Genomic DNA, 25,035 nt, shown 5'->3' on the forward strand with positions numbered 1-25,035 from the left:
ATGCAGCTCACCTGCCCCAAATGTCACGGAGACATGCGCCAGTACGAGCGCAGCGGTGTCGTCATCGACCAGTGCGGCGAGTGCCGCGGCATCTTCCTCGACCGCGGCGAACTCGAGAAGCTCTTCGAGGCCGAGGCGAACTGGAACCGTCAGCACACCGCCCCGACCCAGGCGCCGCCGCCCGCCGCCGGCGGTTACCCGCCGCCACCGCCACCGCCGCCCGCCGCCGCCCCGCACCAGCCGGGCTACGGCACCGTCCCCCCGCCGCCCCCACCGCCCCCGCCGGGTCACGGCTACGCCCAGCCCGCATACGGGCAGCAGCACTACGGCTACCACGGCCACTACCGGCGCAAGAAGCACCACGGCGGGTTCCTCGGCGAACTCTTCGACTGAGCGCGAACGGGCCGGGGCGGGTGCCCCGGCCCGTTCCGCCGTACCCGCCGGTCCGGGCTGGCCGTGCGGCGTTGCCCGTGCGACGCTCGGGCGATGACCGGGCACATCGCGCTGGCGCAGGCCTACGACGGCATCACGCGGGTGGTGTCCGACCTCTCCGACGCGGATCTGCAACGACCGACGCGCTGCCGCGGCTGGCTCGTCGCCGACCTGCTCCTGCACGTCCTCGTCGACGCCCAACGGGCCCTGGTCGCGCTGGCCAGCCCCGCCGAGGGACCGGCCGACGTCGACGACGTCAGCTACTGGCGCGAGTTCACCCCCGGCCGGGACGACGAGGCCGCCGCGCACGCCTGGTGGGTACGCCGCTCCGCCGCCGCCTTCGGCCGGCCGAGCGGCGTGGTCCGGGTCTGGTGCGACACCGCACCCGCCGCCGTCCGCGCGGCCGGCGCCGCCGACCCGTCCGGCTGCGTCACCACCCAGGGGCACGTGCTCCGCGTACCGGATCTGCTGGCCACCCTCACCACCGAGGCCGTGGTGCACCACCTCGACCTGGTCGTCGACCTGCCGGCCGCGCCACCGCCCGGCGCCGCCGCCGTCGCGGTGGCGGTCGCCACCATGGACGGCCTGCTCAGCGACGACGCGGTCCGACCGACCGGCTGGGACGACCGGGACTATCTGCTCAAGGCCACCGGTCGGGTGCCGCTCACCGAGCGGGACCGGCGGGAGCTGGGCGAGGCCGCCGGCTGGTTCCCGCTGCTCGGCTGAGCGATTTGTAGGGCCTTATAGTTCGAGCCATGAGCCAACGCTGTGTTCTGCGGGTTTGTGCGTTGTCTCACGAGTTGCCGAGAAGCCTTGTCTCACGACGGTGTCAGCTCCTCGGCCGGCGACAGCAGGGTGCGTGGTGATCTCGCGGTCGACCCGAGCGCTTCCGTTTCGGCAGCCAGCACGCATGCCTGCGCTGTCCCATATGCTGCTACCAGCTGCACCGGTACAAGATCAGCGCGAGCAGTCCGCTAGGGAACCCGGGCAAAACTGCTGAACAGCTGATCACGGGCCCGGCGATCTGGCCAGCAGGGCTTAGGCACCTCAGCGAGAGCGGGTCTACGGCGAGGTGACTCCCACGATGGCCAGCAGGTAGGCGGGCGCGGAAACTCTTCGTAAGGGCGCCAGCGCGTCGCTTAGATGCTCGGAGTTGCGCCGCGCGGCTGCAATGGTGGTGTCCACGCCGACGATGCGTCGCTCAAGGTTCGCGCGCTTGTCCTGAGCCTCATTCTCCATCCGCTTCTCTTGCGCGTCCATGGCCACCTGGGCGGCCCTTTCCGCAGCCCGTGCTTGTGCCACTTCACTACGGGCGTGCTGCTTGGCCGCGTTCTCTTCAGCGTTGAGGGCGGCGTGGAACTGCTGGACCTGGGCGGTGACTTCCTGGCGTTGCTGCGAGGTGAGGGACTTGGGCGCCTGGCTCTCGGCGCGCGTCTTGATGCTTTCGCGCCATTGCAGCAGTGACTGAGCGCGTGCCTCCCCGACGTTCTCCACGTAGGTACCAGAGTCAGACGGGTGCCGCCTGATGAAGGTTCGTTCGTAGCGGCCATACCCGGACGCGGTGCGGTACCCGGTGAAGTCAGCTGCCGTGCGGAAGCCGTGTATGGCCAGCGTTCCGGCAATCTTCGCGTTGACCATGCGGGGCGGGTTCTTGGCGATGACGGCGTTGCTCAGCGCGCGCTGAACGTGCTCCGCTGCGATTTCGGCGAGTCGTTTCTGCTCTCGCGCCTGCTGGGTGTTGCTCCAGTCCGAACGCCGCTGCGCGATGCCCTGCAGGGTCTGCTGCAGGACTTGCTGTGCTTGCGCCGTCGCGGTGTCACGCTGCCGGATAGCGGCGTCCCGCTGGCCGCGCAGCGCCTGTTGCTGGGCGGTTATGGTGGCATCTAGTTGGGCCCGCGTCCCCCGGACGGCCTGAGCCTGGGCTTGGGCGGCGGTCAGTTCTTGCTGGGCGGCGGTGCAGGCGTCGCGAGCCTTGCGGCGGGTCACGACCAGCGGATGAGCCAAATAGCTGCCGGCGATCACGACCACGGCGGCTATGACGGTGAGGATCCAGGCGACCGCGGGTATGGCGGCCAGCAAGGACACGCCGACGCCGGCTGCGACAGCACCGGCAACGCCGAGCAGCAAACCAGCGGCAGCGAGGCGGGCGACGTTCAGATGCCTTCCGGTGAACGAGTACACCGGGGTGCCGGCCGGTGTCTCGGCGGGTGCGGCCGGGCTGACCGGCGGTGTCCCCGGTAGGTGGTCGGCCAGCCAATCGGGTATCTCTGTCGCGGAAGCAGCGCGTGCTGCCGGTACCGATGCGGTCACCGTGCCCGCAGGCATGGCCTCCAGTACGGGTACCTGTGAGGGAGTCAGACGGGTGAAGGTGGCGAGCCGGTCGGCGAGAGCGGCCAGATGGGGCGGACCCGCGGCGCGGAGCGTTTGGAAGGCACTGGAGGCCACCGGGTCGAGGTAGTCGTCGGAGGCGAACAGCAGTTTGGTGTCGTCGTCAGTGGCGCGCAGCCGTCGCCAGAGTTCCGGGCGGGCGGCGAGTGCGATCAGGCTGGTGTAGATCACCCAGGCGGAGAACCGGTCGAGGCCGGGCCCGTAGTCGCTGTCGCCGCGGCGGGGATGCTGATAGTTGACAAGGCCTTTCTCGTTCGGTGGCAGCCCAGCGATCTCCGGAACGTACATGCCGTCGTAGTCGATCAGTTTCAATTCGTCCTGCCCAGTGATCAGCAGGTTGCCGTGTTGCAGGTCGCCGTGCGCGATGCCCGCCTTCTCCAGCGTGGTGATAACGTTGAGGAACTGATCGGCAACGCTAAGGAGCCGTTCCGGGTGTGAGATGTGCGTTTCCAGCCACGGCATGAGGCCTTGGGCTTGAACCCAACGCATCTTTAGCAGCGGGTAACGCACGCCGGCCACCATGACCCCGTCGACCTGATAGTCGAAGTCCACCAGGGCCGGATGGCGCAACGCTTGCAGAGCGGTGGCGATCGCGCGGTACCGCCGGTGCCGGTCGAGGTCGGGACGGACAAAACACTTGACCGCCCACTGCTCGCCCGTAGTCCCATAGACATGGAAGACGGAGGCGAAGTTGCCCGATACCGGCTCCGGCATGCCAAGGTCGTCAGCCTTGACCGTGCTGGCCCGCAGCTGCGGGTCGGCGAAGGCCAGGCCCGGCGATTGCAGCGCATCGACGTAATCGCCGCCGGTCGGGTACCGGGCCGGTGATCTCTGCTGGGTCACGGTTGCCGTCCTCGCGCTTCAGCGGTTCACAGGTCGATGCGTAACAGCGTGGTGTCGTCGTTCTTCAGCGACCCGTTGGCGCGGCAGCCGTCGACGAGGGCGGCGAACCCACCGATCTCCGCGTCGGTGCCGAGATCGGACAGGGTGCGCCACGGTGTCCCGCCGGCTCGGGCCTGCGCCAGGAACCACTGGGCCAGCGCGTCACTCGCCAGCAGCAGCTGATCACCCTGCTGCCAGGCGGTGCGCAACGCCACGACATGTTCGCCGATCTTGGCGGGGTCCAGGGGACGGGACGGGGCCAGACCGGGCCGGGTGGTGAACTCGTCGGGGTCGTCGATCGGGAACGCGGTGATCAGAGTGTCGTCGCGCACCTGGAACAGGCAGGCGTCGCCCAGCGCGGCCACCAAAAGTGGCCCCTGCCGGTCGGTGTGGCCGTCCAGCAGGTGCGCGCCGACGACGGTGGCGTAGGCGCCCCGGCGCAGCCCGTCCTCCTCGTACCAGGCGATCGGCTCGCCAGCCTCGTCGCGGGCATGCCGGTAACCGGCCTCGACGTCGTCCCAGCCGGCGGCCGCCGCGAGGATCGTCGCGGCCAGGTCCTGGCCGGCGGGCGCACCCGTGAACGTGGTGGTGAGGTGCCGTGCCCAGCGTCCGGCGAGCATGGCCTCGCTGGCACCGTCGGCGACCGCGGCGGCCAACCATGGACCGGTGACCTCCGCGTCGTCACCGGCCGCGGGTCGCACGTCGCTGGCGTCCTCGTACTCCTGGTCCGTCGAGCCGGCCTTGGGGACTGCGAACGTATTGACGAATGCGCGCATGAGCTATCGCGTCTTGAGGCTCAGCGCAGGTCCGTGGCGCGGGTGCCGATGTCGAGGAACTGCACGATCGTGATCATGTCGGCGTTGTAGACGAAACCGCGGCTGGTGTCGTCGACGGCGATCCCCTGCTGTGCGGCGTAGGAGCGCATGTGCGGGGGCAGCGGGGAGCTCATCGAGAACAGGGTGCGGGCGTACTCATCGTTCAGCTCAGCCGACGCTCTCGGGAAGATGGTCGGCTTGCCACCTTCGCTGGACACGTGCAGGTTGAACAACAGGACGTTGCCGTCGGTGGACGCCAACTCCCGCACCGCCTCTGCGGCGGGGCGCGGATCGCCGTCGGTGGATTGCCCGTCGGTCAGGTTCAGCACCACTGGCGGAAAGCAGTTTTCGTTGGTCGCCAGGAAAGTGTTGGCCAGTACGGCGGCCTGGCGCAGCGCCTCGACCATCGGGGTGCCGTGATTGCCGACCGGCTCCACCCAGACCGGGAACTTGGTCGGTTGCTCGACCAGGCCACCGGCGCCATCGGGAACCTTCTTCATCCGCTCTTCCACCCGGGCCGGATACTTCGCGACCTGCGACAACGGCACCAGGTCACGCCCGCTCAGTTCTCCCTCGAACACCGAACCGACGCGCACGCCGTACCCGATGACCGCCACGTGGAAGTAGTCGCGGACGCCGCCCTCCTTGGCGCACTTGATTGCCAGCTCACGCAGCAGCCGGTTCAGCGCGTCGGCGACCACGTCTGCCTTGCGGCGCACGACCTCGCCTTCGGTGATCTCGTCGAGCATCGACGCCGACTGGTCGAGCAGGAAGATAAAGCAACTGGGGTTCGAGCGGCTGATCTCGGCGGTGTACGCCACGGTGGTTCCTTCCAGGTTTGGGTCGTACAACGGGCAGGTCACGTCTCGATGGGGCGCGACGACAGCTCTGTCGGGGCGAAGGCTTACCGAGGACGGCTTCGTGTCGGACACGGCTCAGACATGGCAGCGGTATTAGGGCGTCTCGTTCCACCACTCCGTCCTGGCCGGGGCGACGACCGGCGGCGGTGCGGTGTTCGCCGGTGTGGTGCTCGCCGGCGCTGCCGGCGCAGGTTGTCGGGCCGCAGGAGCAATCGGCCTTGAACACCGCCGTTCTCGCCTCGACGACCACACCGCCCGTAAGTCGTAAATACGCCGGGCTACTGGAAGCCGTATTAGCCACGCCGGCGCGGAGGTGACCGGCTGGCCGGGAATCGAGGCGATCGGCAACGACAGCGAGTCCGCCCACCGGCCGAGCGTGTCGCGGTCGACGACGCTGATGTGGCACCGCCGGGCCACATCGACGGCCTGAGCGGTGAGGTAGTTGTTCGTGACCAGCAATGCCACGTCCGCGTCATGGATGTGCCGAGCAGTTCCGGCGAAGCGTTGCACCTCAGGGCTGCCGACCTTTGCGCTGTATCGCTTGCACTGCACGACCAGCCGCTGCCCGTCCGGGGCGTATCCGGTCACGTCGGCACCCATGTCGCCAGAACCGCCGGACACCCGCACCCGTCGGCATCCGCTGGCCCACATCAACCGGGCCACCCAGTGCTCGAACTGCGAGCCGGACATGACGTCAGTGACGGCGACCGTACGCTCCTGCTGCACCAGCCGCCGCGACCGCTGAACCCACAACCATCCACTCCCGCACGCCGTCGCCAGCACGGCCACCGCGATCAGGGACGCAGCCACCGGGTGCTGTTGCACCAGCTGCATGACGATGCTGATACCCAGCAATGTCGCGCCTGCCAGCCACCAGAAAGTGTCCGAGCTGATACGCCGGGTTGTGCGTCTGCGTCTAGCCATGATCGTCTTTCTCGCGCCGTCGGTCGCAGCCGTGCGTGGAAAACTGCTTGTCGACTGTAGAGGGAGAGTCTGACGCTTCCGCCAAAGTTGATCTACGCCTCGGCTGTCAAAAACCCGACACCGACGCCTACTGCATCAGCCTTACACGCATCGCCCTCGACGCATTGCCTTGCCGGTCAGTTCGGGGTGAGCGCGCTGCGACTAGACAGGCGAACGCGAATCTCAGATAGACGCCATTTATGGCATACGTATGGCGTTAAGTGAGAGGTTATGGCGCGGGCGTGAGGACCTACACGATTCGACTCAGACGATCGCCATGTCGACGAAGCGGGAGAGGTGCAGCTGCGCCGCGACCGTCACGGTGTCGGTCGGACCATTTCGATGTTTGGCCACGATGAAATCCGCCTCGCCGGCGCGCGGCGACTCCTTGTCGTAGTAATCGTCACGGTGCAGCAGAATCACGACGTCGGCATCCTGCTCGATCGAATTGTGGGTGGCGATGCCGTTGGCGATGAAGTTGTGAGTGCCCAGAACAGTGGCATCGTAGACGTCGCGTTCACCGATGGACTCGATCGACACGATGTCGTCCCAGAAGACGTCGTTGGTCGCGTGCAGGTCTAGATCCGCCGAGTCCAGGACCCCGGCGATCTTCGCAAGCCTGGTACGACTCGGTGCGTGCTTCCACATCGTGCTGCCACAGAACTGTGTGCCGACGGCAGCAGCGAACTGCCGGTGGCTCATGCCCTGTTCTGCCAGGATCTCCCGCACGCGCGTCCAGACGTCGGTCGGCACCGTGTCGACATTTGTGTTGCTCTGCATCGACTCCAGCGAGGTCAGCAACGCTTCGCATCTCGCCGCCCGTACGCCGTGCACACCGATCTCCCGCAGGAACCGGAGCTGGTCGTCCCGCCCGGAAATGTCGAGTGTGTACTGCGGCCTGTGCCGCACAACGGGTACCTGCTTCAGGCGAGCTGTGATCCCGTACCTGAGCAGGAGACGTGAGACGTCCTCGATCATCCGGCGACTGGTGGAGGAGAAGTACACCCGCCCCCCTCGACCGGACTTGTTGACGGTGACGGATCCGTCGGTCGCCCAGAGATGCCGCAGGAACAGGGTGATTTGCTCCTTGGGAAGGCTGAACACCGGTTGTGGCACGAACTTCTCATGAGACCTGAGCCCGAAGAGTCCAAGCTCGTCGAGCCATTCGGCCACCGGATTGCGCCGTCCGCGCGCGAGACGGTAGGGGGCAGGGAGACGGAGAGTGGTGACTCGCGTAGCAGGGTAGTCATCCCGGACCGCAGTGATCCCGAAGTGCTTCGCCGCATCGGCGACCGCCTGAAGGTTCAACTCGTCGCAACTCGCGTAGCGGACTGGCTGACGTCGAACGAAAGAGCCGTCACCCAGCAGATGTGCCAGCAGCACTACTTCACCTTCCGCCCATGGACGAATGTCGAGCGGGGGCGGCACATGGCGAGGAGTGGCGATGCGAGTTCCGACCGTCAATTCCCCGAGCGGCATCCATCCGGCGAAGGTCAGGAACGGGTGGTTCGCGGTCGCCTCGATCAGCTTGCCGGAGGCGAGATTCATTCGGTAAACCTCACGAGTTCCACTGGGGAACACATGCGTCATGGTGCGAGGGGTATAGCGGAGACTCTCGTCCAATGCCCAGACGGGAATGTCGCGAGCCCTGTCCGCCAGTAGCTGACCCAGAGTGACCTCGGCGTTGTTGTCGGCCCGCATCAGTCGCGTCTCCGCGGTCAGACAGCCCGATTCGCGCAAATCAGACAGCTGCGGTCGCTTGTCCGTACGCTGCTCGGGGCCCCGGTTCAGCTGACTCACCGCGATCACCGGGCACTCGACCTCCTTGGCCAGCAGCTTCAGGCCACGGGACAGGTCCGCGACCTCCTGCTGCCGGCTTTCGGTGCGCTTCGGTGAGGTCATCAGCTGGAGATAGTCGACGACGATCATCTTGAGGTTGTGCTTCTGCTTGAGCCGGCGTGCCTTGGCCCGGATCTCCATCAGGTTCATGCTCGGCGTGTCGTCGACGAAGAGCGGGGCCTCGCTGATCTCGCCCATGCACCGGGCGAGCTTGGTCCAGTCGTCGTCGGAGAGCTGCCCGCTGCGCAGCACGTGCAGCGGCACGCGGGCCTCGGCCGAGAGCAGTCGCATGACGATCTCGACCTTGCTCATTTCCAGCGAGAAGATCGCCGCCGCCTGATTGGCCCGAATAGCGGCATTTCGGGCAAAGTCCATACTTGCGGTCGATTTGCCCAGACCAGGCCGGCCGGCCACGATGATGAGCTGCCCCGCGTGCAGGCCGTTGAGGAGCCGGTCCAGGTCGCTGAAGCCGGTCGGCACGCCGGTCATCACGCCGCCCTGCGCGCCGACCGCCTCGATCTCGTCGAGGGTCGGCTGGAGCATGTCGGCGAGGACGGCGAAGTCCTCACTGACCCGGCGCTCGGTGATCTCATAGACGGCCTGCTGGGCCAGGTCGACCACGTCGTCGACGTCGCGGCTGCCGCCCTGGCCGGTGCCGTACCCGAGCTGGACGATCTTCGTGCCGGCCTCGACCAGCCGGCGGAGCACGGCCCGCTCGCCGACGATCCGGGCGTAGTAGGAGGCGTTCGCCGCGGTGGGCACGCTCGCGATCAGGGTGTGCAGGTAGGGCGCGCCGCCGATCCGGGCCAGGTCGCCGGAGTCGGCGAGGGCCGCCGCCACGGTGATCGGGTCGGCCGGCTCGCCCCGGCCGTAGATGTCGAGGATCGCGTCGAAGATCGTGGCGTGCACGGGACGGTAGAAGTCGTTCGACTTCAGGATCTCCACGACGTCGGCGATGGCGTCCTTGGACAGCAGCATGCCGCCGAGCACGCACTGCTCGGCGGCCACGTCCTGCGGCGGGGTCTTGTCGAACTGGCTGTCGCGCTGTGGTGGTGGCGCGGACGACGGCCCCCCGGCCCGCTCCGTCCGCATGTCGTCGGTGACCGACACGGGTCCCCCCTCGTTGCGTCGGATCGAGTCCAGCTCTACCGCCGGGGTCTGACAACTCCCGACGACCCCCTCCGGTCGATCGGGGGCCACCGCCCGGACGGTCGGGGGCCAACGATACGGAACCCGAGGTCAGCCCCTCAACAAGGCCGGTGGACGAGCCTCGGGACAACCTGTGGACGCCGGTGGACGGACATGTGCGCAGGGTGTGCACAGCATGTGGATAAGTGATGGGGAATCCCGGCACTAAACGCTCTGACCTGCGGTTATGCAATCCCCAGCCTGTGGAGGAAAGATTTCGGGTCGAGCCGGGGCGCCGTTCGTCCCGTACTATCTCAGCGAACGGCTACACCTGGACAGCGGATTGCACTTTCGGTTGAGAAGGGTCACGCTCCGGCCGTGAGTTACCGGGACTGGGGACGCGGGGAGGGCAGCCCGCGCGAGCGCCAGCCGATCGCCCCGTGGGACGCTCCCGCCGAGTCGCTCCCGGTCGACCCGTACGCCGCCGACGTCGACCGCTACCGCACTCCCAGCCGCCGCCGCGCGATCGAGCGTGGGCAGGACGAGCCGGTCGACGCGTACCTGCCGCAGTGGGCGCTCGAGTCCGGCATCCGGCGCGCCGACGGCGGTGGCCGGCACGCCGCCCCGGACGACGACGCCGACCAGCCGCGAGCGGACACCGGGTGGCGCGGTGCGACCGACGCCGGCCGGCGCCGCGAGCTCGGCCGGCGCGACGTCCGCGCGATCGGTGCCGGCCCGGCCGCCGAGCACACCGCAGAGTGGATCCTGGACACCCCGCAGGAGCAGGGGTACGTCGGCAGTCGGCGTGCCGAGTCCGCCGAGGACGAGCCGGTCTCCGGGGCGGTCCCGCGCAGCCGGCCCCGCCGCGCCCCGGCCCGTCGCCCACAGGTGGTCTGGTCCGGTCTGGAGGAGTCCGATCAGTCCGCTCCCGGGGTGGATCCGGGAAGTGGCTGGGAGGGCGGGCGGACGACCCGGCGCAGCCGGCGCGCGGCCGAGTCGTCGTGGTCCCGTCCGGCGGCCGAGTCGTGGGACCGGAGCAGGCCGGTCGAACCGGACCCCGCCGAGCGTCCGGCGGTCGACCCGTGGGACGCCTCCGGGGTGCACGCGTGGGATCGTTCCGCCCCGGCCGGCCGCTGGGACCAGGCGGACGGCACCGGCCGCTGGGACCAGTCCGACCACACCGGAGAGTGGGACCGGTTCACCGACACCGGCCAGTGGGACCGCTATGCGGAGCCGGCCCCGTCGGAGCGGTACGCCGACGTCGACCGGTGGGACCGGACGGCACCGCCCGGCCCGGTCCGGGACCGGGCGGCCGAGGGTCGGGCGTCGACGGAGCAGGCCGAGGGATTCTGGTCGGGCACCCGGTTGGCCGGGGACGATCCGCGCTGGGTGGATGCGCCGTCGTCGGCACCTCGGTCGCCCGTGGTGGCGTACACCGCTCCCCGCCCCGTTGCGGCGCCGCGCCGCCGGGTGGGGCCGGCGGGTACGGGCCGGGGCGCCGCTGGCGCGTCGACCCGGAGTCGGACCGAGCCGGCCGGTGGCGGTTCGTGGAGCCGCCGGATCGAGGACGACCTGCTGGATCCGGATCCCGGTGGTCCACTCCGTCCGCTGCTGTACACCGCGGCGTGTTACCTGGTGCCCGCCGTGCTGGTCTTCGGATGGCTGCTGACGTTGAGCGGTCAGGCCCCACCGGGGTGCGTCACCGACGTCACGGGCGGTGGGTGTGACTCACCGCGGGCGCACGCCTTCGACTCGCTCGTCGCCGGGGCTCCCCGCTTCGCCCTGGCGCTGGTCAGCAGCCTGGTGGTGGCGGTGCTGCTGCGCCGGGTAGGCACCACCTGGCGGTCCGCGACCGTGGCGGTCGCCGCGGCGGTGGTCGGCGGTGGTCTCTCCACGGTGATGATCAGTGCGGTGACGGGCCAGCCGATCGGCTGACGTGCCACCGGCGACAGGCACCAGAGCGACAGGCACCAAGGCGACAGGGCCCGCACCGGAGTTCCGGTGCGGGCCCTGTCGTGGGTGTCGCGGGTGTCAGCCCTGAACGACGTTCAGGTCGAACTTGGCGCTCACCTCGGGGTGCAGCTTGACGCTGACCGGGTAGGCGCCGAGCGACTTGATGTGACCGGGCAGCTCCAGCCGACGACGGTCGAGGGTCGGACCGCCGGCCGCCTTGACGGCGTCGACGATCTCGGCCGGGGTGACCGAACCGAAGAGCCGACCACCGTCACCGGCGCGGGCCTTCAGGTTGACCTTCAGGCCCTCGAGCTGGGCCTTGACCTCGTTGGCGTGGCCGAGGTCGCGGATCTCACGGGCCGAGCGGGCCCGCTTGATGACCGTGACCTGCTTCTCCGCACCCTTGGTCCAGCTGATCGCGAAGCCCTGCGGCAGCAGGTAGTTACGGCCGTAGCCGTTCTTGACCTCGACGATGTCGCCGGGGGCACCGAGACCGGAAACTTCCTGGGTCAGGATGATCTTCATGTCGGTGCCTCCTCTCAGCGGGCCGTGGCGGTGTACGGCAGGAGCGCCATCTCACGGGCGTTCTTGACCGCACGGGCGATCTGCCGCTGCTGCTGCGAGGTCACGCCGGTCACCCGTCGAGCGCGGATCTTGCCGCGGTCGGAGATGAACTTGCGCAGCAGCGCGGTGTCCTTGTAGTCGATGTAGGTGATCCCGTCCTTGTCGAGCGGGTTCACCTTCTTCTTCGGCTTGCGAAGTGCCGCAGCCTTGGCCATTGCACGTGCTCCTGGTTTGCGATCGCGGGCGCTTTGCGCCATTAGAACGGAGGCTCCTCGTCGAAGTTTCCGCCGCCCGAACCACCGCGCGAGGGAGCGGGCGCAGCCGAGGCCCAAGGGTCGTCGAAGTTGCCTCCGCCGCCACCCTGGTTGCCACCGCCACCGCCGCCGAAGCCGCCACCGCCGCCGCCGGAGCGGGACATCTTCTGCACCTTCGCCGTGGCGTAGCGCAGCGATGGGCCGATCTCGTCGACCTCGAGCTCGATGACGGTGCGCTTCTCGCCCTCGCGGGTCTCGTACGACCGCTGGCGCAGCCGACCCGAGACGATCACGCGGGCGCCCCGCTGGAGCGACTCGGCGACGTGCTCCGCCGCCTGCCGCCACACGGTGCAGGCCAGGAAGAGCGGCTCGCCGTCCTTCCATTCGTTGGTGGTCTTGTCCATGAACCGGGGCGTCGAAGCGACCCGGAACTTGGCGACCGCCGCACCGGACGGGGTGAACCGCAACTCGGGGTCATCGGTCAGGTTGCCGATGACCGTGATGGTGGTGTCTCCTGCCATGACCATCTCCTCGCGCACTCAATCAGGTCTGTCGTACAGGCTCTCAGAGCCCTCCGACAGAGCTGGTGAGGCTGGTCCGGACGAACCGGAAAGGGGGTGAATGCTTAGCGCATCTCCGGCCGGATGACCTTGGTGCGCAGCACGGACTCGTTCAGCCGCAGCTGACGGTCGAGCTCGGCGACCGCCGCAGGCGTGGCCTGCAGGTCAACGACGGCGTAGATGCCTTCGGCCTTCTTGTTGATCTCGTACGCGAGGCGCCGGCGGCCCCACACGTCGGTCTTCTCCACCGAGCCACCCGCGGTGCGGATCACGTTCAGGTACGTGTCGAGCGACGGGGCGACGGTGCGCTCCTCGAGGCTGGGATCGAGGATCACCATGATTTCGTAATGACGCAAGACGTACTCACCTCCTGTGGGCTATGCGGCCACGGTCCTTCCGTGGCAGGAGGTCTGCGTCGTGGCCCGCTCTGACACCGGGGGAACCCGGCCGGGTGCGGACAACCTGACCAGGATAGCCGGTCCCGACGATCATGCCCGGGCCGGTCGGGTCCGCCGGGCCGGGACGGTGACAGGGGTCCACCTCCGGCGACGAGCGCCGGTGGTGGACCCCTGTCCACGGGGCCGCGGGGTGTCCCGTCCGCATTCCTTGGGTGGGACCTGGGGAGGAACGACCACACCGATGAGGTTGGATCGAGGACACCCCGCGGAGCTTTATCAGGTTGTTATCTGATGTGACCATACAACGGCTCTCGTCACCTCTTGTGGTGATTGGCGGAATTAGCCCGATAATTTGTCGGGCACCGTCGTGGCGAGGTCGGATCCCGCCCCGTCGTGCCGGGCCGCACGGCGGGGCAACCCGTTTCCGGGAGTCCACCTGCCGGCCGGACGCGTTGTGGACCGCGCCCGTCCGGAGCGTCGACCATCGATCCCACCTCGCACAACGACCGCCCGCCCGGCGGGTGACGCGGGCCGGGCGAAGCGCCGACGACGGTCGATCCCCGGATCGGGGTCACCGCGACTCCCCGCCGCCGTCACCCCGCACGTCGCAGGGGCGACGTAGGCTCCCCTGCATGCGAATCGGAGCCCATGTCGATCAGGCCGACCCGCTCGCCGAGGCGACCGCCCGCGACGCCGAGGCCGTGCAGTTCTTCCTCTCCGACCCGCAGGGCTGGAAGGCCCCGAAACCCCGGGAGGACGCCGAGCGGCTGCGCCAGGCGGACGTCGACCTCTACGTCCACGCGCCCTACGTGATCAACGTGGCCACCCTCAACAACCGGATCCGGATCCCCAGCCGCAAGCTGCTGCTCGGCCACGCGTCCGCCGCCGCGGCGATCGGCGCGAAGGGCCTGATCGTGCACGGCGGCCACGTCAACGCCGGTGACGACCTGGCGGTCGGCTTCGACAACTGGCGCAAGACCTTCGCGTACGCGGCGGACTCCGGCGGCTTCGGACTGCCGGTGCTCATCGAGAACACCGCCGGCGGGGACAACGCCTGCGCCCGGCACCTCGACGCGCTGGCCCGGCTCTGGGACGTCCTCGGCGACCACGAGGTCGGCTTCTGCCTGGACACCTGCCACGCGCACGCCGGCGGCGAAGACCTCCTCGGGCTGGTCGACCGGGTCAAGGCGATCACCGGGCGGATCGACCTGGTGCACGCCAACAACTCCAAGGGCGCCTTCAACTCCGGCCAGGACCGGCACGACAATCTGCGCGGCGGCACCATCGATCCCGAACTGGTGGTGGCGGTGATCCGCGCGGCGGGCGCGCCGGTCGTCGTGGAGACCCCCGGCGGGGTCGACGGCCAGGCGGCGGACATCGCCTTCCTGCGCGACCAGCTCGGGGCGGGGAGCCGGGCGGCATGACCACCGGGCAGTCCGACGCGACGGGCGGTCGCGCCGAACCGGCCGGCACGGACGCCCCGGCACCGGCGGGCGCGACCGGTCCCGGCGCGGAGAAGGCCAGAGCGGCGACCGGCGAGATCGTCACCGGCACCGACGGTGACGAAGGCGGCAGCGCCGACAGCAGCCGGAAGCCCGACGACGCCGAGGACGCCGACGCCCCTGCCAGACCCGATACCCCTGGCAAGCGCGACGCCACCGCCGAGGCGGACCAGGGCCACGGGGCCGACGCCACCGCGAAGGCAGACGCGGACCACGGGGCCGACGCCACCGCGAAGCCGGACGGCAGCGGGAAGGCGGTGACCGACGCGAAGGGTGAGGGCCCGGTCGGCGACGGCAAGGGCACGACCGGGCGCAGCGGCCGGCAGAAGGCCGACCTGTGGGACTCCTTCGGACCTGCTCCGGAACCGGTGCCCACGCGGCTCGGCCGGGTCGGCCGCGCGGTCGGCCGGTTCCTGGTGCACGAGTGGACGCTGGCCGCCGTCGCCGCCCTGGCCCTGGCCGTCCTGCTCACCTGGCCGACCCTGCGCTACCCGCTCTACACGCTGCCGCAGGACTACTGGGACCCGAGCCTCCAGGCCTGGCAGATGGCCTGGTCGGGGCACATCCTGCTGACCGACCCGGCGCACCTGTGGGACTCGAACACGTTCTTCCCGGAGCCGTGGAGCTTCGCCTTCTCCGACACCCTGCTCGGCTACGCCCCGGCCGGCATGATCGGCACCGGGCCCGAGGCGGCCGTGCTCCGCTACAACATCATGTTCGTGCTGGCCCACGCCCTCGCCACGTTCGGGGCGTACGCGCTGGCGCGGCAGTTGGGCGCGGGCCGGATCGGGGCCGCGGTGGCGGGAGCGAGCTACACGTACGCGCCGTGGCTGCTCGCCCAGGCCGGACACCTGCACATCGTCTCCAACGGCGGAATCCCGTTGGCGCTGGCCATGCTGGCCCGCGGCCACGGCTGGTCGCTGCGCCACGGCTACCGCCCCCAGCGTCGGCACGCCGGTTGGGCGTACGCGGGATGGCTGGTGGCGGCGTGGCAGCTCAGCCTCGGGTTCGGCATCGGGCTGCCGTTCGCGTACCTGCTGGGCGGCATCGTGCTGGTCTCGGTGGTGATCTGGACGGGCCGGCGGCTGACCGGGGTCCGGCGTCCGTTCGGCGTACGGCTGCTGGTGGCCGACCTGGTGGGCGGCCTGCTCTTCGCCGCGGTGGGCGGCCTGCTCGCCGTGCCGTACTTCAAGGTCAGCGAGCTGCACCCCAACGCGGTACGGACGATCGGCGACATCGCCATCTTCTCGCCGCCGGCGACCGGGTTCTTCACCGCGCCCGCCGAGTCCCGGATCTGGGGCGGGTTGCACGAGGGGGCGCGGGCCGCGCTGCCCTGGCACCCGGAGATGACCCTGCTGCCCGGCTTCGTGCTCTACGCGCTGGCCGCCGGTGGGCTCTTCTTCTCGGTCTGGCGGCTGCGGCACCGGCTGTTGCTGCTGGCGGGGGTGCTGGTGACGATGGTCCTCGCCATGGGCACCCGGTTCCTCGACGGCACCTACACCTACGTCCCGCTCTTCGAGCACCTGCCCGGCTGGAACGGGCTGCGTACGCCCGGCCGGATGATGCTCTGGACCACCCTGCTGCTCGGCCTGCTCGCCGCGGGTGCGGTCACCGCCTTCTGCGCCCGGGTACGCGAGCTGGCCGCCGAGCGGGTGCCGCCCTGGCCGGGCCCGTGGCTGCGACTGGCCACCCTGCTGCCGCTGCTGCTGGTGCTCGGGGAAGGGCTGAACACGACCCCGCACCCGGTGGTGCCGGTGCAGCCGGCGGCGCTGCGCAGCGTGGACGGTCCGATGCTGGTGCTGCCGAGCAGCCAGAACCTGGACCAGCCGGTGATGCTCTGGTCGACGTCCCGCTTCCAGGACATGGTCAACGGCGGCAGCGGCTTCACCCCGGATGCCCAGGCGAAGGTCCGCGAGCTCACCCTCGGCTTCCCCGACCGGCCCAGCGTCGACTACCTGCGCGGCCTCGGGGTCCGCAACGTGGTGGTCCTGCGCGGTCAGCTGGCCGGCACACCCTGGGAGCGGATCGTGGACAAACCGGTCGACGGGCTCGGCATCACCCGCGAGGAAGTTGCGGACGCGGTCGTCTACCGCCTCTGACCCGGCCCGACGGGTGGTCCGGGCAGGTCAGGCCGGGGCGGGTTCGGCCGGCAGGTTCGTCGCCTGCCGGCCGCGGCGGCGGACGTACCAGGGCGCGTCGGGGGCACCGTCCAGGACGCCGCCGTCCGGGTCGTCGGCGTAGGTGGCGCGGACGGCGTCCTGCTCGGGGTGCAGGATGTCCCGGATCACCAGGCCGCAGAGCACCGCGACGGTGACCAGCCGGAGGGTGGCGGCCAGCACGAAGACGCCCTCGGGAAAGACCGGACGGCTGGTCGCCGCGCCGAGCAGTTCGCCGTAGAAGGCGGCGAAGTAGCAGACCTCGGCGAGCTGCCAGGCCAGGAAGGCGCCCCAGCGCGGTCGGGCCAGCACCGCGAGCGGCAGCAGCCAGAGCACGAACTGCTGCGACCACACCTTGCTGAAGATGAGGAAGGCGGCGACGACCAGGAAGGCGAGCTGGCCGAGCCGGGGGCGGCGCGGCGCCAGCAGCGCCAGCGCGGCCACGCCGAGGCAGGCCAGCCCGAAGAGGGCGTACGACACCCAGTTGAGGGTGGGGATGTTCGCGTTCAGCCACTCGAAGGGCCCGAGGTCGCCGGGGGCGGACGGGCTCACCTTGCCGTCGAGGTAACGCCCGATGTACCAGAGGGTGCCCCAGTCGATCGGCCGCGTGGTGTTCAGCTCGAAGAAGCGGTTCCAGTTGTCCCGGTAGGGGATCGCGACGGGCAGGTTCACCAGGACCACCGTCACTGCGGCCGAAGCGACGGCGAGCAGGGCGGTCCGGATCCGGCCGGCCCGGACCGCGAGCACCAGGATCGGCCCGAGGAGGAACAGCGGCCACATCTTCGCCGCGCCGCCGAGCCCGATCAGGGCCCCGGCCAGGACGGCCGGTCCGGCGCTGAGCCGATCGGGTCTGGTCCGCGACCAGGCGTACAGGCCGAACGCGGCGAGACCGATGGCGAGCAGGTCCCAGTTGACGGTGGCGGTGAGCGCCAGCGCGGGGGCGAGGGCGAAGAGGGCCGCGTCCCACGGTCGTCGGCGGCGCAGGGCGAGGATCACCCCGACGGTGGCGACGGCGAGCGCGCCGAGCACCAGCGCGTTGAGGTTGTAGAACCACTGACCCTGGTTGATGCCCGGGTCCTTTGCGCCGAGGGCGTGCACCGGCAGCCCGAGCGCGCCCATGAAGTAGCCGGTCAGCACGGGGTATTCGACGGGGTGGTCGACGTAGGGCACCTTGCCCTCGTTGAGGCCCTCGGCATAGTAGAGCGCCAGCACGTCGGTGTAGCAGAGGCGGGTGTACTGCACGTTGTTCTGCCAGGCGCCGTCCTGGCAGGGCGACTTCTGCACCCAGTGCAGGGCGAGCGTCAGGCAGACCAGCGCCAGCACGATCCGGGCGGCCGTCCAGAACCGGCCCTCGCGGCCGGCGGGCCGGTCCAGGGCGACCGCGTGGTCGCCCAGCGGTCCACCGATCACCTCGGAGACGCCCCGGACGAAGCCGTCCGAGCGGGACGGGTGGTCGGTCGTCCCGGTGTCGTCGATGCCTGCCGTCGACTGGGTGCTCATGGAGACGCATCCTGCCGTACATCGGGGGTCGCCGTCCCGCCCCGCGGGCAAAGATTCCGGTACGCGGAAACGCCGACGGCGGCCGGACGTGGTGTCCGGCCGCCGTCGGCGGCGCTGGCTCAGACGGTCAGTACGTCTGGCGTGGCGGTGTGCTCGGCAGGATCCCGCCACCGCCGCCGCCGGGCCGGCCGCCGCCACCGTTCGGGCCGCCCGGTCCGTTGTTCCCGCCACCGTTGGTCGGCGGGCAGAAGATGCCGAGCGGGTCGGCGCAGTTCGGCTGCTGCGGCTGCTGCGGCTGCGTCGGGTCCGGCGCCGGGGGCGGCGGCGGGGTGCCGTTACCGACGTCGTCCTTGCCGACGTGCGCGGGGGGCGGGAAGTCCATCTTCTCCTCGCCCTTGAGCGCGTCGTTCATGAAGCGCTGGAAGATGGCGCCGGGCATCCGCGCGCCGCTGATCATCCGCTTGTCCTTGTCCCTGATCGCCTTCCGGGCGCCCTTGTTGCCGACCCAGACGGCGGTGGCGAGCTGCGGGGTGTAGCCGATCATCCAGGCGTCGCCGTTGTCGTCGCTGCCGTCGCCGAGTTCCCAGGTGCCGGTCTTCTCGGCGGCCTTCCGGCCGTTGGCCAGCTCGCGGTTGATGCCCTGCGGGTACTGCTCCAGCACCGAGGTGACGTCGGCGACGATGTCCTTGTCGATGCGCTGCTTCGAGGCCAGCTTCTCGCCGCCGACCGTGTCCCACTTACCGGTGGTGGTGTTCTGCTTCTGCACCCGCTTCACGAAGTGCGCCTTGTTGTAGACGCCCTGGTTGGCGAAGGTGGCGACGCCGTTGGCGTGGTCCAGCACGGTGACCGGGTACTGACCGTAGCCGACCACGTTGAAGAAGGGGTCGGGCGCCAGGTCCTTCGGGTCCGCCTTGGTCAGGTCGTACGCCTTGGCGGGGTTGGTGTCGGTGCGCCACATCGTCGTGATACCGGCCTGCTTGGCCATGTCGACGACCTTGTCCGGGCCGATCTTCTCGGTGACGTAGTAGAACGGCACGTTGTAGGAGCGCAGGGTGGAGAACTCGAGGGTGCAGGAGTCGCCGCAGGAGACCTTGTCGGAGCCGGCGTTGCTGACCTTGAACTTGGTGTCCTTCGGGGTGAACGCCGACGCCTTCCACAGCGACTTGACGGAGATGCCCGCCTTGAGCGCCGCGGCGAGGGTATAGATCTTGAAGCTCGAGCCCGGCGAGTGGCCGCCGGTGACCTGGCCGTTCTCGTAGTTCTTGCCGGCGTAGTCGGTGCCGGTGCCGTTGTCACCGCCGTAGTAGGCGCGCACCCCGCCGGTCTTCGGGTCGATCGCCACCACGGCCGCCATCAGGTTCTTGGGCTGTCCGTACAGCTCCGAGTCCTTGTTGGTCGGCTGGGCCGCCTCGACCGCCGCCTTCTGCATCTCGGGGTCGATGGTGGTGGTGATCCGGTAGCCACCCTTCTGCAGGGCCTGCGAGCAGAGCGGCTTGGCCGTGGTGACCTCGGCGTCGTTGTCGGTGCAGAGCTTCATGTCCCGCATCTCCTGCGAGACATAGTTGATCACGTTGCCGTACGGCGTGTTGACCCCGAAGTCCGCAGAGTTGCCCTTCAGGTTGGGCTTCTTGAGCGTCTTCGTCGGGTATTCCGTCGGGTGCGCCGGCTTACCGGAAGCGTCCAGCCAACCCTTGGTGATCATGCCGCTGACCACGTAGTTCCACCGGTCCAGGGCGGCCTCCGGGTTGATCGCCGGGTCGTAGCCCTTGTGCGTGGCGCTCGGCTCCGGCTGCTTGATCAGCGCCGCGAGCACCGCCGCCTCGGCGACGTTCAGGTCGGTCACCGACTTGCCGAAGTACGTCTTGGCCGCCGCCTGGATGCCGTATGCGCCCCGCCCGAAGTAGATGACGTTCAGGTAGTGCTGCATGATCTCCGGCTTGCTGTACTTGTCGTTCAGCTTGGAGGCGAGGATCGCCTCCTTCACCTTGCGACCGTACGTGTCCTGCTGAAGATTCGCGTAGGCGTTGCGGGCGTACTGCTGGGTGATCGTCGAGGCACCCTGCTTGTCGCCGCCGGTGAGGTTGTTCCACGCGGCGCGGGCGATGCCCTTGTAGTCCACACCGGAGTGCTCGTAGAAGTTCCGGTCCTCGGCTGCGGCGACCGCGTCCTGCACGAACTGCGGGATCTGCTGGATGGTGACGAACTCGCGGTTCTCCGCGCCGACCTTGGCGATGGCGGTCTTGCTGTCCTTGGCGTAGATGGTGGTGGCCAGCGGCGGGGTGACGTCCTCCGGAAGGATCACCTTGGTCGAGTAGTAGGTGAACCCGACCACGCCGATGCCGGCGAGCATGATGAAGACCGCGAAGCCGGCGATCAGCATGTTGATCCGTCTGCGCTTCCTGGCCCGCGCCGCCGCGTTCGGGTCGTCACCGCGACCACCACGACGGGGACCGTTCGGCCCGCCGGGACCACCCGGACCACCGCCGGCCATGCCGGGGACACCCGCCCGGGCCACCGCGGCCCGACCGCCCACGGCTGCCGAGCCGACGCTCGCCCGGCCGGCCGTACCCACGCTGGCCGCGCCGACGGAGGCGCGCGCGGCCGGGGCACCCGGAGCCGGGGAGACCGGCACCGACGCGCGGCCCGGAGCCGGCGAGACCGGTACGGAGGCGCGGCCCGCGCCGGCCCGACCGGTGGCGCCGCCGGGTGCCGGGGAGACCGGGACGGAGGCCCGGCCCGCGCCGGCCCGACCCACCGGGGCCGCGCCGGAGGCACCGCCACTGCGGGGCACCGGGGCCGCGCCGCCGACCGAGGCGCGTCCGCTGGACGCGGAACCCCGGGGGTCACGGAGGCCCGGGCCGAGGCCCCGCCGCCCTGCCCCGATGTCCAGCCGTCCCCGGCCGGGCTACCGCCGGGGTCGCCGTTCGGGCCCGGGACCTGGGCCCGCCCACGCGAAGAACTGGGATCGCCGTAGTTCATTCCTCACACCCTGCCGGTCGCGGTGGGGCGCGGGCGCGCCACCACCGGGTTGCCGTGAGCCGGAACACGCGACGCTACACCCCGGACCAGCCGGGGCGCAGGCGTCAATTCCTGATTATTCGGACCAATCAGACCTACGAGCTGTCGAGTGTCCCGTCCCTCGTCCACCGGACCAGGATCGGCCGACACCGCTCGAATCACCGTTGCGCCTCTCGCCTTCGACGAGGGGCCGACCCGGACGTGGTGGCCGAGCCACCCATCGCGTCCTGACCCGACCCGTCCTCCGTGCCACCGGCCAGCCCGTCCCGCCCGAGCAGGAACTGCTCGACGAGATGGTTCCAGTCACACCCGGGGCACACCTCCACCACGAAGACCTGGAACTCACGCACCGTCATCGCCAGGACGGGCAACTCGGCCCGGGTACGCGCCTGGCCGGCGGACTGCTTGAGTTCGTCACCGTAAATGTAGTGGACGTGGATGAGGTTCTCGCTCCGGCAGATCGGACAGCGCTCATCGGTCGGCTCGCCGTGGAACCGGGCGGCGTTCTTCAGGTACGGCGACGCGTCGCAGACGTCGTACGTGCCGACCCGGCCGGCGAGGAGTTCACGCAGCACCGCTCGCTTCCGGAGCGAGTAGTCGACAACCTGGCGCTGCGTACGCATGCGGCAAAGGGTACGCGGTCCGACGGGGCGAGGCGACCACCGTAACCATCAGTGACGACGACATCCCGCGTCCAGGGTTTGCCCTGATCATGGGTCTCCGCTAACGTGCGATGTATCGGTCCGATACATCGCGGTGGTTACCGGGCCCGGTGCCGGGGTAAACAGCTCCGCGCCGGGGGTTGAGAAGGGGTGGCCATGCTCGAGCTCGCCATCCTGGGCCTGCTGCAGGAGGCCCCGATGCACGGCTATGAGCTGCGCAAGGAGTTGACCGCCAAGCTCGGTGCCATCCGGGCGGCGATCAGCTACGGCTCGCTCTACCCGACCCTGCGGCGGCTGCAGGCGGCGGGCTGGATCACCGAGGCCGCCGAGACACCCGCGACCGCCGAGGAGGTGCCCGCCCTGACCAGCCGACGCGGTCGGGTGGTCTACACCATTACCGCGGAGGGCAAGGAACGCTTCGCCCAGCTGATAGCGCAGGCTGGGCCCGAGACGTACGACGACACGGGCTTCGGCGTGCACTTCGCGTTCTTCGCCCGGACCGACCAGGCCACCCGGCTCCGGATCCTGGAAGGTCGTCGCCGCAAGATCGAGGAGCGTCGCGAAGGACTTCGTGACGTGCTCGGCAGGGCAGCCGAGCGGCTCGACGCGTACACCCTGGAACTGCAGCGCCACGGCCTCGACGCCTGTGAGCGTGAGGTCCGCTGGCTGGAGGAGCTCATCGCCAACGAGCGCTCCGGCCGAGCCCCGACCGTCCCGCCCGGGACAGCCGGCGGCCGACGAGAAGACAACAGCCCGCCCCCGCCTGGCGCGTCCAGGACAGAGCGGCCGTGATGAAGAAGAAGGAGGCAGACGCTATGGGCTCCGTCCGCGTCGCCATCGTCGGTGTGGGTAACTGCGCCTCGTCCCTCGTGCAGGGCGTGGAGTACTACCGGAACGCCGACCCGAACGACCGCGTCCCGGGTCTCATGCACGTCACCTTCGGCGACTACCACGTATCGGACGTGGAGTTTGTCGCGGCGTTCGACGTGGACGCCAAGAAGGTGGGCATGGACCTCGCGGAGGCGATCGTCGCCAGCGAGAACAACACCATCAAGCTCTGCGACGTGCCGCCGACCGGCGTCAGCGTGCAGCGCGGTCCGACCTTCGACGGTCTGGGCCAGTACTACCGCGAGATCGTCGAGGAGTCGGACGCCGAGCCGGTCGACGTGGCCCAGGCGCTGCGCGATGCGCAGGTCGACGTGGTCGTCTCCTACCTGCCGGTCGGTTCCGAGCAGGCCGACAAGTTCTACGCCCAGGCCGCGATCGACGCCGGTTGCGCGTTCGTGAACGCCCTGCCGGTCTTCATCGCCTCCGACCCCGAGTGGGCGAAGAAGTTCGAGGACGCTGGCCTGCCGATCGTCGGTGACGACATCAAGAGCCAGGTCGGCGCGACCATCGTGCACCGGGCGCTGGCGAAGCTCTTCGAGGACCGCGGTGTCGAGCTGCTGCGCACGTACCAGCTCAACTTCGGCGGCAACATGGACTTCATGAACATGCTGGAGCGCAACCGCCTGGTCTCGAAGAAGATCTCGAAGACCCAGTCGGTGACGTCCCAGATCCCGCACGAGATGAGCAAGAGCGACGTGCACATCGGCCCGTCGGACCACGTGCCGTGGCTCGACGACCGCAAGTGGGCGTACATCCGGCTGGAGGGTCGCTCCTTCGGTGACACCCCGCTGAACGCCGAGCTCAAGCTCGAGGTGTGGGACTCGCCGAACTCGGCCGGTGTCATCATCGACGCCGTCCGGGCCGCGAAGATCGCGCTGGACCGCAAGATCGGTGGCCCGATCCTCTCGGCCTCCTCGTACTTCATGAAGTCCCCGCCGAAGCAGTACGCCGACCACGACGCGCACGCCGCCGTCGAAGCCTTCATCAAGGGCGAGGTCGAGCGCTGACGCGCTGAACCACGCAGCACCGAGGGCCGGGTCCGCAAGGACCCGGCCCTCGGTCGTTCAGGCCGCCATCTCCGGGTACGGCGACAGCCGCCAACTCGCTCGGACCGGGGCGGACGACGTGTGCGATCAGCCCTCGGGCAGCCAGGCCACGCGCAGCGCGACCGCCGCCTCCAGCTCCAGCAGGGTCACCTTGCGGGGCAGGCCGCCGCCGAAGCCGACCAGCTTGCCGCCCGCCCCGACGATCCGGTGACAGGGCACCAGCACCGGCACCGGGTTCCGGTTGCACGCCACCCCGACCGCCCGCGCCGCACCCGGCTCGCCGACCGCCCGCGCCACCTCGCCGTAGGTGAGCGTCTCGCCGTACGGAATGCGGGTCATCTCCCGCCACACCGCCCGCTCGAACGACGAACCCCGGGGTGCCACCACCGGCACCGTGAACCCGGTCGACTCACCCGCGAAGTACGCCCGCAGCTCCGCCACGGCCAGCCGCGCCACCTCGTCACCGGGTGCCTCGACCGCCGACTCGACCCGCCCGAAGTGCGCCCCGCACACGGCCTCGCCGTCGGTGGCCACGGAGAACTCGCCGATCGGCGAGTCGAGCACGGTCCAGCGCATGTCCGCCATTCTGCTCCTGCCCCACGACATCGACTCCACGCACGGACCGGGGCAAAGTTTCCGGCGTGGCCCGCGTCCTGGATAGCGGAGGTGGGCGGTGACTGAGGTGACCGACGGGGAGTTCACCGCGTTCGTCAACGAACGGGGCAACGCACTGCTGCGGATCGCGTACGCGCTCGCCGGCAACCAGCACGCCGCGGAGGACCTGCTGCAGAACGCGTTGGCCAAGGCGTACGCCCGGTGGCCGAGGATCCGCGGTGACGCCGAGCCGTACGTGAAACGGATCCTCTACCACGACCAGGTCTCCGGCTGGCGGCATCGGGCACGGCGCCCGGAGGTGCCGGTCGCGGTGCTGCCGGAGCGGGCGGCGACCGGTGACAGCGGGCACGACGCCGACCTGCGGATGCTGCTGCGTGAGGCGCTGCTGGCCCTGCCGCCCCGGCAGCGTGCCGTGCTGACCCTGCGCTACCTGGAGGACCTCAGCGTCGAGCAGACCGCGGCGATCCTCGGCTGCCGGCCCGGCACCGTGGCCAGCCAGGCGTCGAAGGCGCTCGCGAAGCTCCGCGTACTGGTGCCCGGACTGGACGACCTGACCGACCGCTCGGAGGTGACGCGATGACCCGGTCGACGGAGGACGCCCTGCGGGCGGCC

At 69.9% G+C, this 25,035-nt stretch carries 20 protein-coding genes and 1 pseudogene; 8 read left to right on the plus strand and 13 right to left on the minus strand.

Annotation, left to right across the window (positions count from 1 at the left end; genetic code table 11):
- Both MRQ36_RS12565 and MRQ36_RS12570 read left to right on the plus strand, forming a co-directional pair.
- Nucleotides 1-393, plus strand: coding sequence for a zf-TFIIB domain-containing protein (locus MRQ36_RS12565; protein ID WP_242795254.1), 393 nt, complete (start codon nt 1-3; stop codon nt 391-393).
- 93 nt (nt 394-486) lie between these two features.
- Complete coding sequence (locus MRQ36_RS12570) at nt 487-1,158, plus strand: maleylpyruvate isomerase N-terminal domain-containing protein (RefSeq protein ID WP_242795256.1); 672 nt, start codon at nt 487-489, stop codon at nt 1,156-1,158.
- Between the two features lie 336 nt (nt 1,159-1,494).
- Here the strand turns inward: MRQ36_RS12570 and MRQ36_RS12575 are convergent, their stop codons facing one another.
- From MRQ36_RS12575 to MRQ36_RS12595, 5 genes are all read right to left on the minus strand, one after another.
- Nucleotides 1,495-3,663: a hypothetical protein gene (locus MRQ36_RS12575; protein ID WP_242795258.1), complete on the minus strand. Its 2,169-nt coding sequence runs from the start codon at nt 3,661-3,663 to the stop codon at nt 1,495-1,497.
- A gap of 26 nt (nt 3,664-3,689) precedes the next feature.
- Complete coding sequence (locus MRQ36_RS12580; RefSeq protein ID WP_242795260.1) at nt 3,690-4,478, minus strand: hypothetical protein; 789 nt, start codon at nt 4,476-4,478, stop codon at nt 3,690-3,692.
- A 20-nt stretch (nt 4,479-4,498) separates the two neighbouring features.
- Nucleotides 4,499-5,338, minus strand: a complete 840-nt coding sequence (locus tag MRQ36_RS12585; protein WP_242795262.1) for a vWA domain-containing protein — start codon at nt 5,336-5,338, stop codon at nt 4,499-4,501.
- A 132-nt stretch (nt 5,339-5,470) separates the two neighbouring features.
- Nucleotides 5,471-6,211 (minus strand): restriction endonuclease, encoded by a 741-nt coding sequence (locus tag MRQ36_RS12590; RefSeq protein WP_242795264.1) that lies wholly within the window; start codon nt 6,209-6,211, stop codon nt 5,471-5,473.
- A 393-nt stretch (nt 6,212-6,604) separates the two neighbouring features.
- Entirely contained in the window at nt 6,605-9,271 is a 2,667-nt protein-coding gene (locus MRQ36_RS12595; RefSeq protein ID WP_278188175.1) for a replicative DNA helicase, read from the minus strand.
- Nucleotides 9,272-9,685: 414 nt separating this feature from the next.
- Between MRQ36_RS12595 and MRQ36_RS12600 the strand changes: the two genes are divergently transcribed.
- A complete protein-coding gene (locus MRQ36_RS12600; protein ID WP_242795268.1) occupies nt 9,686-11,242 on the plus strand; it encodes a hypothetical protein in 1,557 nt (518 codons plus the stop codon).
- A gap of 96 nt (nt 11,243-11,338) precedes the next feature.
- On the opposite strand, the gene rplI is transcribed toward MRQ36_RS12600, so the two are convergent.
- The 4 genes from rplI to rpsF all read right to left on the minus strand — a co-directional run bounded on the left by rplI (nt 11,339) and on the right by rpsF (nt 12,994).
- Nucleotides 11,339-11,785, minus strand: a complete 447-nt coding sequence (rplI, locus tag MRQ36_RS12605; protein ID WP_242795270.1) for a 50S ribosomal protein L9 — start codon at nt 11,783-11,785, stop codon at nt 11,339-11,341.
- A 14-nt stretch (nt 11,786-11,799) separates the two neighbouring features.
- Nucleotides 11,800-12,039 (minus strand): 30S ribosomal protein S18, encoded by a 240-nt coding sequence (gene rpsR / locus MRQ36_RS12610; RefSeq protein WP_007073789.1) that lies wholly within the window; start codon nt 12,037-12,039, stop codon nt 11,800-11,802.
- A 41-nt stretch (nt 12,040-12,080) separates the two neighbouring features.
- Nucleotides 12,081-12,617, minus strand: a complete 537-nt coding sequence (locus tag MRQ36_RS12615; RefSeq protein ID WP_242795272.1) for a single-stranded DNA-binding protein — start codon at nt 12,615-12,617, stop codon at nt 12,081-12,083.
- An 86-nt stretch (nt 12,618-12,703) separates the two neighbouring features.
- Complete coding sequence (gene rpsF / locus MRQ36_RS12620; protein ID WP_007073791.1) at nt 12,704-12,994, minus strand: 30S ribosomal protein S6; 291 nt, start codon at nt 12,992-12,994, stop codon at nt 12,704-12,706.
- A gap of 674 nt (nt 12,995-13,668) precedes the next feature.
- Here rpsF and MRQ36_RS12625 point away from each other — a divergent pair.
- Together MRQ36_RS12625 and MRQ36_RS12630 are read left to right on the plus strand one after the other, a co-directional pair.
- Nucleotides 13,669-14,460 (plus strand): deoxyribonuclease IV, encoded by a 792-nt coding sequence (locus MRQ36_RS12625; RefSeq protein WP_242795274.1) that lies wholly within the window; start codon nt 13,669-13,671, stop codon nt 14,458-14,460.
- Complete coding sequence (locus MRQ36_RS12630; protein WP_242795276.1) at nt 14,457-16,637, plus strand: hypothetical protein; 2,181 nt, start codon at nt 14,457-14,459, stop codon at nt 16,635-16,637. The genes MRQ36_RS12625 and MRQ36_RS12630 overlap by 4 nt, the downstream gene beginning before the upstream one ends.
- Before the next feature lie 27 nt (nt 16,638-16,664).
- Here MRQ36_RS12630 and MRQ36_RS12635 read toward each other — a convergent pair whose 3' ends face one another.
- The 3 genes and pseudogenes from MRQ36_RS12635 to MRQ36_RS12645 form a co-directional block, all read right to left on the minus strand.
- Entirely contained in the window at nt 16,665-18,194 is a 1,530-nt protein-coding gene (locus MRQ36_RS12635; protein ID WP_242795278.1) for a glycosyltransferase family 87 protein, read from the minus strand.
- 127 nt (nt 18,195-18,321) lie between these two features.
- A pseudogene (locus tag MRQ36_RS12640) lies at nt 18,322-21,173 on the minus strand (transglycosylase domain-containing protein).
- Between the two features lie 197 nt (nt 21,174-21,370).
- A complete protein-coding gene (locus MRQ36_RS12645) occupies nt 21,371-21,835 on the minus strand; it encodes a DUF5318 domain-containing protein (protein WP_242795280.1) in 465 nt (154 codons plus the stop codon).
- A gap of 195 nt (nt 21,836-22,030) precedes the next feature.
- Between MRQ36_RS12645 and MRQ36_RS12650 the strand changes: the two genes are divergently transcribed.
- Nucleotides 22,031-22,666 (plus strand): PadR family transcriptional regulator, encoded by a 636-nt coding sequence (locus MRQ36_RS12650; RefSeq protein WP_242795282.1) that lies wholly within the window; start codon nt 22,031-22,033, stop codon nt 22,664-22,666.
- Between the two features lie 23 nt (nt 22,667-22,689).
- Nucleotides 22,690-23,769 (plus strand): inositol-3-phosphate synthase, encoded by a 1,080-nt coding sequence (locus MRQ36_RS12655; RefSeq protein WP_242795284.1) that lies wholly within the window; start codon nt 22,690-22,692, stop codon nt 23,767-23,769.
- A gap of 126 nt (nt 23,770-23,895) precedes the next feature.
- Here the strand turns inward: MRQ36_RS12655 and MRQ36_RS12660 are convergent, their stop codons facing one another.
- Nucleotides 23,896-24,384 (minus strand): methylated-DNA--[protein]-cysteine S-methyltransferase, encoded by a 489-nt coding sequence (locus tag MRQ36_RS12660; RefSeq protein WP_242795286.1) that lies wholly within the window; start codon nt 24,382-24,384, stop codon nt 23,896-23,898.
- 97 nt (nt 24,385-24,481) lie between these two features.
- Here MRQ36_RS12660 and MRQ36_RS12665 point away from each other — a divergent pair, with 97 nt between their 5' ends.
- Nucleotides 24,482-25,003: a SigE family RNA polymerase sigma factor gene (locus tag MRQ36_RS12665; protein WP_242795288.1), complete on the plus strand. Its 522-nt coding sequence runs from the start codon at nt 24,482-24,484 to the stop codon at nt 25,001-25,003.
- Nucleotides 25,004-25,035: the final 32 nt, after the last annotated feature.

This window comes from Micromonospora sp. R77 (genome assembly GCF_022747945.1).
GTDB lineage: Bacteria > Actinomycetota > Actinomycetes > Mycobacteriales > Micromonosporaceae > Micromonospora.